Annotated in this window: 13 protein-coding genes and 1 tRNA gene; 12 read left to right on the top strand and 2 right to left on the bottom strand. The window is 57.1% G+C overall.

The annotated features are described in order from the left end of the window. Positions 1-30: 30 nt before the first annotated feature. Positions 31-753: a DUF4830 domain-containing protein gene (locus tag B5E65_RS10865; RefSeq protein ID WP_087171790.1), complete on the bottom strand. Its 723-nt coding sequence runs from the start codon at positions 751-753 to the stop codon at positions 31-33. Positions 754-918: 165 nt separating this feature from the next. Between B5E65_RS10865 and B5E65_RS10860 the strand changes: the two genes are divergently transcribed. From B5E65_RS10860 to B5E65_RS10845, 6 genes are all read left to right on the top strand, one after another. Continuing rightward, positions 919-995: transfer RNA gene (locus B5E65_RS10860), tRNA-Met, on the top strand. A 155-nt stretch (positions 996-1150) separates the two neighbouring features. Then, positions 1151-1609, top strand: a complete 459-nt coding sequence (locus B5E65_RS10855) for a recombinase family protein (RefSeq protein ID WP_087171789.1) — start codon at positions 1151-1153, stop codon at positions 1607-1609. A 47-nt stretch (positions 1610-1656) separates the two neighbouring features. Further along, on the top strand, positions 1657-2625 hold the full coding sequence (locus tag B5E65_RS10850) for a recombinase family protein (protein WP_242957531.1): 969 nt from the start codon (positions 1657-1659) through the stop codon (positions 2623-2625). Next, positions 2622-2777, top strand: coding sequence for a hypothetical protein (locus B5E65_RS16230; RefSeq protein ID WP_158098578.1), 156 nt, complete (start codon positions 2622-2624; stop codon positions 2775-2777). The genes B5E65_RS10850 and B5E65_RS16230 overlap by 4 nt, the downstream gene beginning before the upstream one ends. A gap of 271 nt (positions 2778-3048) precedes the next feature. Next, positions 3049-3561: a DUF6932 family protein gene (locus B5E65_RS16045; protein ID WP_143403008.1), complete on the top strand. Its 513-nt coding sequence runs from the start codon at positions 3049-3051 to the stop codon at positions 3559-3561. Continuing rightward, positions 3548-4483, top strand: coding sequence for a hypothetical protein (locus B5E65_RS10845; protein ID WP_087171788.1), 936 nt, complete (start codon positions 3548-3550; stop codon positions 4481-4483). Before B5E65_RS16045 ends, B5E65_RS10845 begins: the two co-directional genes overlap by 14 nt. A 108-nt stretch (positions 4484-4591) precedes the next feature. Here B5E65_RS10845 and B5E65_RS16225 read toward each other — a convergent pair whose 3' ends face one another. Then, positions 4592-4996 (bottom strand): hypothetical protein, encoded by a 405-nt coding sequence (locus B5E65_RS16225; RefSeq protein WP_158098577.1) that lies wholly within the window; start codon positions 4994-4996, stop codon positions 4592-4594. Between the two features lie 822 nt (positions 4997-5818). On the opposite strand from B5E65_RS16225, the gene B5E65_RS10835 reads away from it, so the two are divergent. From B5E65_RS10835 to B5E65_RS10810, 6 genes are all read left to right on the top strand, one after another. Further along, complete coding sequence (locus B5E65_RS10835) at positions 5819-6358, top strand: helix-turn-helix domain-containing protein (RefSeq protein ID WP_087171786.1); 540 nt, start codon at positions 5819-5821, stop codon at positions 6356-6358. Between the two features lie 67 nt (positions 6359-6425). Next, the gene (locus B5E65_RS10830; RefSeq protein WP_087171785.1) at positions 6426-6626 is read left to right on the top strand and encodes a hypothetical protein; all 201 of its coding nucleotides are present in this window, start codon (positions 6426-6428) and stop codon (positions 6624-6626) included. A gap of 93 nt (positions 6627-6719) precedes the next feature. Further along, entirely contained in the window at positions 6720-6902 is a 183-nt protein-coding gene (locus B5E65_RS10825) for a hypothetical protein (RefSeq protein WP_087171784.1), read from the top strand. 373 nt (positions 6903-7275) lie between these two features. Beyond that, the gene (locus tag B5E65_RS10820; protein ID WP_242957530.1) at positions 7276-9105 is read left to right on the top strand and encodes an ABC transporter ATP-binding protein; all 1830 of its coding nucleotides are present in this window, start codon (positions 7276-7278) and stop codon (positions 9103-9105) included. Continuing rightward, the gene (locus tag B5E65_RS10815; RefSeq protein WP_087171782.1) at positions 9095-10912 is read left to right on the top strand and encodes an ABC transporter ATP-binding protein; all 1818 of its coding nucleotides are present in this window, start codon (positions 9095-9097) and stop codon (positions 10910-10912) included. Before B5E65_RS10820 ends, B5E65_RS10815 begins: the two co-directional genes overlap by 11 nt. 749 nt (positions 10913-11661) lie before the next feature. Further along, positions 11662-13128, top strand: a complete 1467-nt coding sequence (locus B5E65_RS10810) for a glycogen synthase (protein ID WP_481810357.1) — start codon at positions 11662-11664, stop codon at positions 13126-13128. Positions 13129-13228 lie beyond the last annotated feature (100 nt).

The following is a 13228-nucleotide window of genomic DNA, read 5'->3' as shown; positions in this document are numbered from 1 at the left end:
CCGGCCTGCTGCTGTGTAGGGGAACGGCGGTCAATCGGTGGGCCAGATGTCGGCGGTCTCCATGGATACCTCGGGGGCCGCGGCCTCGGCGCCCTCCTCCGTGCCCGTGTCGGCGGGGGCGGCGGCTTCGGCGTCCGCCTCTGCGCCGGTATCGGCCGGGGCGGCGGTCTCGGTCTGCGCCTCCGTGCCGAAGTCAGCCCCCGCGGCTACCTCTTCCTCGGTCAGCGGCGGCACCGCCGTCTCACTGGACGCGCCGCCGTCCGCACCGGACGTGCCGTCCGCCGGGGCGGTCAGGGCGGTCACCTCGCCGGAGGGCTGGCTCAGCAGATAGGCGCCCACCGGCTCCTGCTTGTATACCAGCAGAACCCCGCTCACCGTCTCCTCGCCGGTACTGCGCCCCGGGCACAGCGCTACCCATTTCTCCACCGTCTTGCCCTTGCAGCCGGACAGGTCCAGGCCGCTGGCCTTTACCACCTCGTTGAACGCGGCAAAGCTGTCGTCCCATTTCCTGGGCACCTTTACCTTATCCACCGTGGTGTTGGCCAGATCCACCTGCAGCCCGTACCCGCTGAAAAAGGCCGCGATGTCCTGGGTGGTCTCGATGGCGGCCGGCGCGCCCTCGGGCAGCGCCGCCGCGCTCTGTACCTGGGAATACCGGCTCACGCCGTACACGGTGCCCGCCAGCAGCGCCCCGCATACCGCCAGCGCCCCCAGCCGTTTCACCGCGTTTTTATTGAGTGTAAGCACAAACATGACGATTACTCCTCCCTTTGAAGCTGCGGCATTTGTATATGCCTATTCCGCACCCCGCCCGGATATGCCGGTTTTGTCCGTTTCGTGCCCCCCCGCAAAAAAACTCTTGACATACCCTGCGGGCTGTGCTATACTAATCAAGCACCCAAAGAAATGGGCAAATATCGCGGAGTGGAGCAGTCCGGTAGCTCGTCGGGCTCATAACCCGAAGGTCGTTGGTTCAAATCCAGCCTCCGCAACCATGATAAGTTGACAGATTTCGAATGGAATCTGTCAACTTTTTTATACCCAAAACCAACGAAAAGCCGCAGGATTTCCTGCGGCTTTTTGCTTTATCGGTAAAAATTTCAGAAATCCTATTTTTCTATATCACTCTTTTTTAAGGAGGTCATACCGAATGAATAAAAGCGAATCCATCAAAGCCGGTCTTCGCAAGCGTTTCCAGTCGGGCGAGTCAAAGCTGGCAAAGAGAAAGTGCTACGGATATAAGGCTGACGCCAACGGCGAACTGGTCATTGATTCGGAAGAGGCCAAAATCGTCAACCGTATCTTTACGCAGTACCAAAGTGGCATGAGCTTAGGAGCGATTGCCGCTGAACTGTTCAAACAGCAGATTCCCTCTCCAACCGGAAAAGCTCAATGGAGCCGGGAAGCCATCCACAAGCTGTTGTCCAATGAAAAATATACGGGCCGTGTTCTGTTGCAGAAAACAATCCGCACCGGCAGAGTGCAGGTAAAGAATGAAGGCGAAGAATGGCAATATCTGTACGAAAACGCCCATGCGGCCATTATTTCGGACGAGCTGTTTTGGAGTGTACAGGAAGTGAAAGCCAGTCGGGCAAAAATTGTCAGCTGAACAACTTTTTGCTACAATGAAGAAAACACATGGGGGAGTGATTTCGGTTGCGTATCATCACAAGAATCACCCCTCCCGGCGCAAAGAAAAAGCAGAAAGAGAAGCCTCCCCTTCGGGTAGCCGCTTATTGCCGCGTCAGTACGGAACGCCCGGAACAGGAAACCAGCCTGGACCTTCAGGTCCGATATTATACACAGCGGATCGAAAGCACTCCGGGATGGGTAAACGCCGGCGTTTTTGCAGAAAAAGCCTCCGGGCTGAGCATAAAGCGCCGCAAGGAATTTCAAAGACTTCTGGATAGCTGCCGGAACGGTGAGATCGATATGGTCCTGGTAAAATCCGTGAGCCGGTTCGGGCGGGATTCCCTGGAAATGTTCAAGATCCTTCGGGAATTGCAGGCCTTGGATGTGGATGTCTTTTTCGAGGAAGAAGGAATTCACAGCAAGGATCGTCAGGTGCAGTATTATCTCACGATTTACTGCGCCTTCGCGCAAACGCAGAGCGAGAACGCAAGCCGGAATATCCGCTGGGGCATCGAGCACAGCTTTATGGACGGAACCTCTGGCTATGCGGAGTTTGTCTGCTTTGGATATAAAAGGGATCGGGACGGTGCGCTTTGTCCCGATGAACCGAACGCCTCCATCGTTCGCCGGATGTTTGAGATGCGGGCCGCCGGTGCCAGTCTCGGTGCTATATCTGATTGGTTGTATCAACAAGGCGTTCCCTCTCCAAGGGGAAAAGAGCATTGGAGCCGAGAGACCATCAAGAAACTGCTCCAGAATGAAAAATATATCGGGAGTGTGTTGCTCCAGAAAACCTATGTGCAGGATTTATTTAGTCGAAAACAATGCAAGAATATGGGCGAGAAGCTGCGGTATCTGTACCAGTTTGCTCACCCCGCGATCATCAGCCCGGAGTTGTTTGAAAAGGTAAATCCTGCTATCTATGCAATAATAAACCGTAATCCGGAAGAAGCCGACGCCCCCGGCGAAAAGAAAGAAGGAAAGCAGCCATGACTTTTGTGGTGGAAAAAGTATTTGGTAAACAGAAAATCATACTGGCAGAAGTTCAGGCCAAATTGGCTGCAGCAGAAGAGCAAGCTGACAACGGCAAAATACTTCCGGCAAAGGAAGCTCTTGATGCACTGAAAGAGAAATACGGTGTATAATCTTGAAAGGAAGTTAAGTTGTGCCCGATTCCATTAGTCAAGACTTGCCTTTCTTTCAGGGTAATACAAAAATTTATAGAAGTCGCTCTGGTCATTTAGAAAGGTGCTTTATGGTACCATTGATGTTGTATAATCAAGCCGTAAACATAACAATATGCGTGCTGATTGACCCTTGTTAAAAATATGTCCCTCACACATACGGTGATGTTGAAAAAAGAGTAGCAAGGCTTTATTATAAAGTTGTAGATACTTGTAATAAGGCGGTGGGAAAGTGACGTTTGAAACAAATGGTGTATTGCCAGCAGGATTTCATGATTATACATATGATGAATTCTGCAAAACTTTTGTAGAAGACTTTCCTACTTCGCAGAGGCGTAGGATGATTGCAGAGGCACTGCTAGAGTTTTCTAGGGAAGTATTTGCCATAGGTGTTCCCTGTGAATTTTGGATTGACGGTAGTTATGCAACAGCAAAAGTCAATCCGAATGATGCAGATATAATTCTGTTTTTTCAGTACCAACACATGGTGCAACTTCAACCGTTATGGCAATCTTTTCGCCAGAAATATGCTGGTGTGCTAGACATATATTTTTGGTATGCAAAGTCTCCTGAAAACGAACGGTTACTAAAGCCTGCCGATTATAACCAGATAATTAACCAACGAAATTATTGGAGAGGACAATTCGGATTTGACCGCGAGGACAGACCAAAAGGAATTATCCGCATAGATTGTAAGTCTATTGAAGAAAAATTGATGGGAGGTGAAGATTGTGCCACATATTGAACTTACAGCGATTGAAAGAAAAATTCAAGATACCGAGAAAGAATTGCAGAACTTAGTCGCGTTTTCTGATGATACCATGCGCACAATTATGACCTCTGAACTAGATTATAGGCTGTCAGAATTGAAAAAGCAAAAAGAAGCAATGTTGGCGGCTTTCTCCAAAGAAACTATTTCTATAAGAATTTATGGGGATAAAGTTGAAACAGGCAAGATATCTAGTAGAGTTTTGCTGGCTGCGCTAGGTGGGTTCCAATCAATGCTTGATTCTGTCGCAAACGCAATGTTAAATTCACCTACCTCGCGTGGTAAAATTCCGGGCCATATTAAGGATATTACAGAATTTGAAGTTGTTGGAACTTTTGCGGGCTCGTTTGGCGTTCGCCTTGAACGTGAGGTTCTACAAAGCGGTATGTCCTCTGGAGACACAGATATCAATAGGGCATTGGATGAATTGTTTAATGTCCTAGAAACTTTAGATAACAGTGAGCAGTTGCTTTCGGTTATAACACCATGTGGAAAACGTACAGTTATGCATTATCGACAGTGGATCGATGATATGCGGGATAATGATGTTAACTTGGAAGTTGACTGGGTGGATGACTCTGCACGGACTCGAAAGCTACACATACTAAAAGAGCGAGCTCCGAGCATTATTACAACATTGGATACCATTGACAAAATTGAAAATGAGGACGTTACTCTTTGTGGAATGTTGAATGGTGTGAACATTCGAAACCGCACTTTTGAAATGAGCGTAGAGGGAGAAGGGTTAATAAAAGGAAAGGCCTCTCTTGAGACTCTTATATCTATTACTGATAAAATAGGTACCGAAATAGTAGCGACTATGATAAGGAGTAACGCTTTTACAAAGGCCGGTATTCAAAAAATTAGTTGGTATATGTCTAAAATAGAGAACAAATAAATGTCCTCATTTTCGGTGTGCGCCGAAAATGTATTGATTCACAATTTTTTTGAATCAGATAGGTTAAATTCAAAATATCTTTTTTGGAACGACACGCCACAAAACCGGTCAACCGTTGGTTGACCGGTTTTTTGCATCCGAAAACAGTATGCTTATGGAGAAAAGAAAATGACTTTGCAGCAACTTGTGGCGCCCTGCGGGATGAATTGTGCCCTGAGCCAGGCCTACCAGGGCAAGGGGCTTGCCTGCCGTGGCTGCGGCCATGGAGGCGAACGAAAAGCCTGTCAGAACTGTTCCATCCGAAAATACGAAAACAAGAAAACCTTTTGCTTTGAATGCGCAAAATATCCCTGTAACAGGCTGAAAGCGCTGGATAAACGGTATCGCACAAAATACCACATGAGCATGCTGGAAAATCTTGCGTTCATTCAGGAAAACGGCCTTGATGAATTTATCCGGCAGCAGAATGAGCGGTACAGATGCAGCCGATGCGGAAAGCTGCGGACAGTGCATCAGGACTACTGCCTCTATTGCGCACAGATGGATAAGGCAAGCCGTTGAGCAGGCAATGCCAGAAAAGGGCATTATCCCAATCGCAAGGGTGTTTATCCAGTTTTGGGGTTGTTTAGAATTTGAACGAACGACTGCCGCTATATGGTGTCATATAGTATAAACGGGTATGAGGTGGGCGTTATGGATCATTTTGTTCGCCGCTATCCTGACGCATCACCAGCGGGATTCCCGTATGCAGAAAACCCGGTCAGCCATTGGCTGACCGGGTTTTCTGTTTGTCTGTAAAGGGGACGGGTTTGGCCCCCGGAAATGGTACGTGATGTGTATGCTTATCTGCTGCGCATTTCCTGAACAAGGATCGCGGTTGTTCCAGCTACGCTGATGACGGACAAATACAATCGCTGATCCGAGTTGATTACACAATATATTGCGAAAAGCACCGAAACAAGTACTAAAATAAGGCAGATCATCAGGCGCAGAGTTCTTTTTGTCATGTTCGCTTCCTCAGATTAAAGATAGGATCATGGAACCGGAGAGATCGCCGGTATTTTTTCGCTGGGGCCGAAAGAGATGTGGACCTTTGTGGTGGGCGGCAGCTTATCGGCTTCCGATGAAATGGTCAGATACTATTTGGGACAGGTCCCTCGTTTGTAATTTCAGTATACTCCCGGAAAGGGACAATAGGAAAAACTTTCTTTCGCCTGCGGCGGAAAAGGCCGGCCGGACACTGCATGTCCGGCCGCAGAACGCGGCGATTGGCGCGTTGTGTCCTTGTTTGGGGGAGGGGAATTTGCTACACTGGGCACAGAAGGAGGCGGTGAGATGGACCAGCAGAGGATCGGGGCGTTTCTGAAAACGCTGCGGAAAGAACGGGCGCTGACCCAGGAACAGCTGGCGGAGCGGTTCGGTGTGTCCGGCAGGACGGTGTCCCGCTGGGAGAACGGAAACAACCTGCCGGATCTGGCGGTGCTGGTGGAACTGGCGGACTATTACGATGTGGAGATCCGGGAGTTGCTGAACGGGGAAAGGAAGGGTGGAACGGTGAAGCCGGAAGAAAAAGAGAATCTGCTGGCGGCGGCGGAATACAGCGGCGGGGAACGGAACCGGCTGCTGGCCCGGATGCACCGGTTGTTTCTGGCGGGGCTGGCGGGGTTCGGCGCGGCGCTGGTGATCGGGGCGCTGGGGCTGGAACGCACGGCCCCTTACGGGCAGGTCGCGGATTTCGGGATGGGGCTGGCCTTCGGGATGCTTATGGTGGGGGTGCTGCTGACCAGCCGCCGGGCGGCGGCGATCCGGGCGGCCAAAATACGGCTGCTTCAAAAAGCCGGACTGCGGTGCGGGGACGAGGAAACCAGTTCATGATTTATTCATAATTTGCGGCTATGATGGGGCACAAAGCAGGGCAGAGCGTCTGCCCGGGAGGTGTGCCATGAAAGCGTTTGCAGAACAAGGCTGGCCGGTCAGGCGGCTGACCCTGGTGACGGCGGAAAATTTTGCCGTGCAGGTGGTGCTGCTGTTCTTTTTCCCGCTGCGCGCGGCCTGCCACTGGGGCGCCGACGGGCTGGCAAACGGCTGGATGAACCGGTATTTCTATCTTTTGTACTTTGCGCTGCCCTTTGCGATCCTCTGACTGCTGGCGCGCAGACCCCGCAATCCGCTGGTTGCCTGCTTTTACGCAAGCCGGCTGGGCGGCGTTGTCCGCACCGGCGTCTGGCTGCTGGCGGTGCTGGCCACCTGGATACCCGTCTACGCGGTGCTGCTGGTGCCGGCCCTTGTCCCCGCGGAAAGGCAGGCTGCCTGGATCAGCGGCATGGTATACACGGTGGAGGCGGCCCTGGGGGCGGCGCTCCTGCTGCTGGCGGCGGCCTGCGCCGTCAGCTGGGTACGGACAAAATTACACGCCTGAAACGTCGGGCGGCGGGCTCTTTACGGGTCCGCCGCCCGTTTGTTTCCGTCACTTTGCAAGAAAATCCCGGCGGGAATTCGGCAAAGCGACGAAAACCGCCGCCGAACGGGCGGGGCAGATGCGATTCTCTTGACAACCGGAACCGGACAAGGTATAGTGAACCTTGCAGTATACTGGCAATATGCCAATCAGAAAGGAGGCGGACAGTATGACCAATATGCGGTACAACGATCGGAAAAGAATGGCGAGCCGTTGGGAAACTTTGTCCGCACTCCCGCCCTGCCCGGTGTAACCGGCAGGCTTTTGCGCGGTCATTTCACGCCCCCGGCTTTGTGCCGGGGGCGTTTTTTGTTTGGTAAAAGGAGGGAATTGCTTGAAACAGTCAAAACGAGCGCTGATCTGGCGGTTTGTGCGGCCGTATCTCTGGATCTTTGCGCTTACGCTGGTGTTCTCCATGGGGAACACGGTGTTCTCGTCGCTCACGCCGCAGGTGGTGCGGGTGGCGGTGGACTCCATCCTGGGCGGGGAACCCTTTCCGAAGGTGGTCACCGCGCTGGCGCCGGGGGCGCTGCTGGCGGCCGCGCCCATGACCCAGCTGCTGGCGGCGGCGGGCTTTCTGCTGGTGGTGGCGGTGCTGTCCGGTCTGTGCACCTACGGCAGCCGCATGGGCACCGCAAAAGCCTCGGAAAACTTTGTCAAATCGCTGCGGGACGCGCTGTACCGCCATATCCAGCGGCTGCCCTACGCCTGGCATGTGCGCAACAGCACCGGCGAGATCATCCAGCGCTGCACCTCCGACGTGGAGGTGGTGCGCAACTTTGTCACCAACCAGCTGCTGGAGGTATGCCGCATCGTCTTTCTGGTGGGCTTCTCGCTGGTGGTGATGCTTTCCATGAACCTGCGCATGACCCTGATCGCGGTGGCCTTTCTGCCCATCATCCTGCTGTACTCCGGCTTCTTCTACTCCCGCATTGCCCAGCGGTTCCTGACCGCGGACGAGGCCGAGGGTGAACTGTCCGCCACGGTGCAGGAGAACCTGACCGGTGTGCGGGTGGTGCGGGCCTTTGGCCGGGAGGCCTTTGAGGTGCAGCGGTTCGATGAAAAGAACGAGCGGTTTTCCGCCCTGTGGATCCGGCTGGGGCGGCTGCTCAGCGCCTACTGGGGTGCGGGCGACCTGATCACCGGTCTGCAGATCCTGACCGTCATCTCGGTGGGCGTACTGCAGACGGTGGACGGGGCCATCACCCTGGGCGAATTCCTGGCCTTTGTGTCCTACAACCAGTCGCTGATCTGGCCGGTGCGCGGCCTGGGCCGCATTTTGTCCGAGATGAGCAAGGCGGGCGTCTCCATCGAGCGGCTGGCCTACATCCTGGACTCCGAGCCGGAATCCGACCCCGCCGACGCCGAGACCCCGCCCATGGACAAGGACATCGTGTTCGACCACGTCTCCTTTGCCTATGGCGAACAGCCGGTGCTGCGGGACGTGAGCTTCACCATCCCCGCCGGCAAGACCTTCGCGGTGCTGGGGGCCACCGGCAGCGGCAAGTCCACCCTGATGCATCTGCTGGACCGGCTCTACGACCTGCCGCCGGACAGCGGCCATATCACCATTGGCGGGGTGGACATTGAACGCATCAGCCGCCCCTGGCTGCGGCGGAACATCGGCATCGTATTGCAGGAGCCGTTTTTGTTCTCCCGCAGTATCCGGGAAAACATCGCCGCCGTGCGCCCGGGCGCGGCGCTGGAGGAGGTGCGCCGCCACGCGGGCACGGCCCATGTGGACGAGGCCATCCGGGAATTTGCCGACGGCTACGACACCATCGTGGGCGAGCGGGGTGTGACCCTGTCCGGCGGGCAGAAACAGCGGGTGGCCATCGCCCGCACCCTGATGCAGGACGCGCCTATCCTGATTTTTGACGACTCCCTCTCCGCCGTGGACGCGGAGACCGACGCGGAGATACGCGCTTCGCTGCACAAGGCGAAGGGCTCGGCCACGGTGGTGCTGATCTCCCACCGCATCACCACCCTGATGCAGGCGGACTGCATCCTGGTGCTGCAGGACGGCCGGGTGGCCGAGATCGGCAGCCACGAGGAACTGATGGCGCGCCGGGGCCTGTACCGGGAAATCTACGACCTGCAGATGACCGGCGAGGACCGGGATCTGCTGTTCGGGGAGGAAGGAGGCGAGACCCATGGGGTTTGATGAACAGGAATACACAAAATCCTTTGATATCCGCTCCTGGAAAAAGCTGCTGCCTTTTCTGAAACCCTACCGGGGGCTGATCGGGGCGGTGATCGCCCTGAACCTGCTGGTGGCAATCGTGGATATCGCGCTGCCGCTGTTCCAGCGGTATGCCATCAACGAATTCATCGAAACGGGGGATACCGCCGGGCTGCCCTGGTTCGCGCTGTTCTACGGCGTGGTGATCGGGGCGCAGGCGCTGGCGGTCATCCTGTTTACCCGGCGCAGCATGCGCATCGAGATGCAGGTGGGCCGGGACATGAAGCGGGCCTGCTTTGTGCATCTGCAAACCCTGTCCCTGTCCTATTATAATGTCACGCCGGTGGGGTATCTGCTCAGCCGCATCATGAGCGACACCAACCGCATCGCCGGCATGATCGCCTGGAACTCCATCGACATCCTGTGGGCGCTGTTCTATGTGCTGGGGGTGTTCGTGATGATGTTCCTGCTCAACCCCGGGCTGGCGGCGGCGGTCATCCTGATCGTGCCGGTCATCTCGCTGCTCACCGCCTGGTTCCAGGACAAGATCCTGCGCTGGAACCGCCGGGTGCGCAAGATGAACTCCCGCATTACCAGCGCCTACAACGAGGGCATCATGGGGGCGCGCACCTCCAAGACCCTGGTCATCGAGGAGCAGAACAGCCGGGAGTTTGAGACGGTCACCCAGGATATGCGGCTGTCCTCGGTGCGGGCGGCGAGGCTGTCCGCCGTGTACATCCCGCTGGTGATGTTCTTCAGCTCCCTGACCACCGCCATCGTGCTGGCCCGGGGCGGCGCCCTGGCGCTGGACGGCCTGCTGCTCATTGGCACCCTGTCGGCCTTTACCTCCTACGCGGTGGGCATCTTTGAGCCGATTCAGCAGATCGCCCGCAACATTGCGGACATCCTGTCTTTGCAAGCGAACATCGAGCGGGTGATGGGTCTGCTGGAACAGCAGCCGCTCATCACCGACACCCCCGAAGTGGTGGAAAAATACGGCACCGTCTTTGCCCCCAAGCGGGAAAACTGGGAGCCTATCCGGGGCGACATCGAGTTCCGGGATGTGTCCTTCCGATACCCGGACGGCAACGAGGACGTGCTGAGCCACTTCAATCTGAAGATCCCCGCCGGGTCCACCATCGCCATTGTGGGTGAGACCGGCGCGGGCAAGAGCACCCTGGTCAACCTGGCCTGCCGCTTCTTTGAACCCACCGCCGGGCAGGTGCTGATCGACGGGCGGGACTACCGGGAACGCAGCCAGCTGTGGCTGCACAGCCATATCGGCTATGTGCTGCAAAGCCCCCATCTGTTCAGCGGCACCGTGATGGAGAACATCCGCTACGGCCGGCTGGACGCCACCGACGAGGAGGTCATGGCGGCGGCCCGGGCAGTGTCCGCCGACCAGGTGGCCATGAAGCTGGAAAAGGGCTACCAGAGCGACGTGGGCGAGGGCGGCGACCGGCTGTCCACCGGGGAAAAGCAGTTGATCAGCTTTGCCCGGGCCGTGCTGGCCGATCCCCGCATCTTTGTGCTGGACGAGGCCACCAGCTCCATCGACACCAAGACCGAGCGGCTGATCCAGGACGCCACCGAGCTGCTGCTCAAGGGGCGTACCTCGTTCCTGATCGCCCACCGGCTGTCCACCATCCGCCGCGCCGACCTGATCCTGGTGGTGCGGGACGGCGCCATCGTGGAGCAGGGCACCCACGACGAACTGATCCGCCAGAAAGGCTATTACCGGGACCTGTACCGCCGCCAGTTTGAACAGGAGCGGATACAGAGCATGTAAGACGCAGACAGCCCGCCGTTCAACCGAACGGCGGGCTGCCCGTCGTATACGGGCGATTTATGACACCAGATGGAGAAATGCGACCCGGAGAATTGCATTTTGGGTGGGAATATGATAACGTGTTTTATAGAGCCCCGAAAACGGGGCCGTGGGGCCGTCCGCCCCCTGCGGCAAGGCAGGGGAAAGGGAAGTGGAGGAGGATCCTGCGGGCGGCTCGCAGCCTGGAGATATCGGCAGATTACGATGTGAAAGGAAGCGTTGTTGTGGCAAAGAAAAAAGCGTCTACGAAAAAGCCTGCCGCGGCGGTGACGGCGGAGCAGACCAAGCCCGCACCCGCCGTGAAAAAAGAGGAGCCCGCTGCTAAGAAAGCGGAGCCCGCCGTGAAAAAAGAGGAGCCCGTGGCCAAGAAGGCGGAGCCCGCCGCGAAGAAGGAAGAGCCCGCCGCCAAGAAGGCGGAGCCTGCCGTGAAGAAAGAGGCGCCCACAGCCAAGGCGGCGGAGCCCGCCGTGAAGAAAGAGGCGCCCGCTGCCAAGGCGGCGGAGCCTGCTGTGAAGAAGGAAGAACCCGCCGCCAAGAAGGCGAAACCGGCGGCCAAGCCGGCGGCGAAGAAGCCTGCGGCCAAGAAACCCGCGGCGAAGAAGGCGGCCCCCAAGGCGGAAAAAACGGTGGCGGAGCAGCCCGCGCCCCAGGTGGAAGAACCCAAGACCGAGCAGCCCGTCCAGCCGGTGGAGAGCGCGCCCGCGCAGCCGGTGTACACCTCGCCCCGGCGCAGCGTGGCCTTTATCGGTTCCGAGTGCCATCCCTTTGTCAAGACCGGCGGTCTGGGCGACGTGATGTACGCGCTGCCCCGGGTGCTGGCGCAGCAGAACTGCGACGTGCGGGTGATCCTGCCCCGGTACGCCTGCATCCCCCAGAAGTACCAGGACAAGATGGTCTACCGGGGCGAGTTCTACATGGATCTGGGCCAGACCGGCCGCAGCTACTATGTGGGCATCATGGAGTATGTCTGGGACGGTGTGGTCTATGACTTCATCGACAACCAGGAGTTCTTCTCCGCGGGCAATCCCTACATCGGCCTGGTGGACGACATCCCCAAGTACTGCTACTTCAGCAAGGCGGCGCTGGCGGCGCTGAACTATATGAACTGGATCCCGGACATCGTGCACTGCCACGACTGGCAGGCGGCGCTGGTGCCGGTGTATCTGCGCACCCTGTTCAAGGATTCGCCGGTGGGGCGGGCCAAGTCGGTGCTGACCATCCACAACCTGCGGTTCCAGGGTATCTACAACATCCCCACCATCCGCTACTGGACCGGCCTGCCGGATGAGGTGTTCGAGATGGGCGCCCTCAAGCAGGACTATGTGAACGCCAACATGCTCAAGGGCGGCCTGGCCTATGCGGACCGGATCACCACCGTGAGCAACACCTACGCCTGGGAGATCCAAACCGCCGAGTACGGCGAAAAGCTGCAGGATCACCTGCGCTACCACAGCTACAAGCTGCGGGGCATCGTGAACGGCATCGACTACGGCATGTGGAATCCGGCCACCGACCCGTCGCTGGCGGTGAACTACGACATTACCAACGTGCTGCAGCACAAGCCCGAGAACAAGCGGGCCCTGCAGCAGGAACTGGGCCTTGTGCAGGACGAGGGCAAGTTTGTAATCGGCCTGATCTCCCGCCTGACCGACCAGAAAGGCCTGGATCTGGTCAGCGCCGTGATCCCCCAGGTGATGGACGGCAACACCCAGGTGGTGGTGCTGGGCACCGGCGACAAGGAGTATGAGGATACCTTCCGCTACTACGAGAACGCCTGCAAGGGGATGTTCAGCGCCTGCATCCAGTACGACGAGGCCCGGGCCCACCGCATCTACGCGGGCGCGGACGCACTGCTGGTGCCCAGCCGGTTTGAGCCCTGCGGCCTGACCCAGCTGAACGCCATGCACTACGGCACCCTGCCCATCGTGCGGGAGACCGGCGGCCTGAAAGACACCGTGGAGCCCTACAACGTGTTCAACGGCGCGGGCAACGGCTTCACCTTTGACCGGTACGACGCGGGCCTGCTGCTGGACGCGATCAACCGGGCCAAGACCGAGTATTTCACCAGCCGGTACCACTGGGACGAGGTGGTGCAGCGGGATATGGCCAAGGATGTTTCCTGGGAAAATTCCGCCCGTCAGTACAAGGACCTGTACCTGGAGCTGACGCCCTGGTAATCCGAACAACGCAGAACGGCCGCACCCATTCGGGTGCGGCCGTTTTTCTGTGATAAGGGGTTCCGCGGCATCTTGTGGGCCCAGACGCGCGGAGAGGGGA

The sequence above is a fragment of the Gemmiger sp. An120 genome (assembly GCF_002160955.1).
Taxonomy (GTDB): Bacteria; Bacillota; Clostridia; order Oscillospirales; family Ruminococcaceae; genus Gemmiger_A; species Gemmiger_A avium.
Note: the sequence above shows the minus strand (reverse complement) of the source record. Positions and strands in the feature narration are given on the sequence as shown.

Excerpts from the sequence above, each read along its gene's own strand:
- B5E65_RS10865 (WP_087171790.1), bottom strand. The coding sequence starts at position 753 with ATGTTTGTGCTTACACTCAATAAAAACGCGGTGAAACGGCTGGGGGCG.
- B5E65_RS10855 (WP_087171789.1), top strand. The coding sequence starts at position 1,151 with ATGAATAAAAGCGAATCCATCAAAGCCGGTCTTCGCAAGCGTTTCCAG.
- B5E65_RS16230 (WP_158098578.1), top strand. The coding sequence starts at position 2,622 with ATGACTTTTGTGGTGGAAAAAGTATTTGGTAAACAGAAAATCATACTG.
- B5E65_RS16225 (WP_158098577.1), bottom strand. The coding sequence starts at position 4,996 with ATGCACTGTCCGCAGCTTTCCGCATCGGCTGCATCTGTACCGCTCATT.
- B5E65_RS10835 (WP_087171786.1), top strand. The coding sequence starts at position 5,819 with ATGGACCAGCAGAGGATCGGGGCGTTTCTGAAAACGCTGCGGAAAGAA.
- B5E65_RS10830 (WP_087171785.1), top strand. The coding sequence starts at position 6,426 with ATGAAAGCGTTTGCAGAACAAGGCTGGCCGGTCAGGCGGCTGACCCTG.
- B5E65_RS10815 (WP_087171782.1), top strand. The coding sequence starts at position 9,095 with ATGGGGTTTGATGAACAGGAATACACAAAATCCTTTGATATCCGCTCC.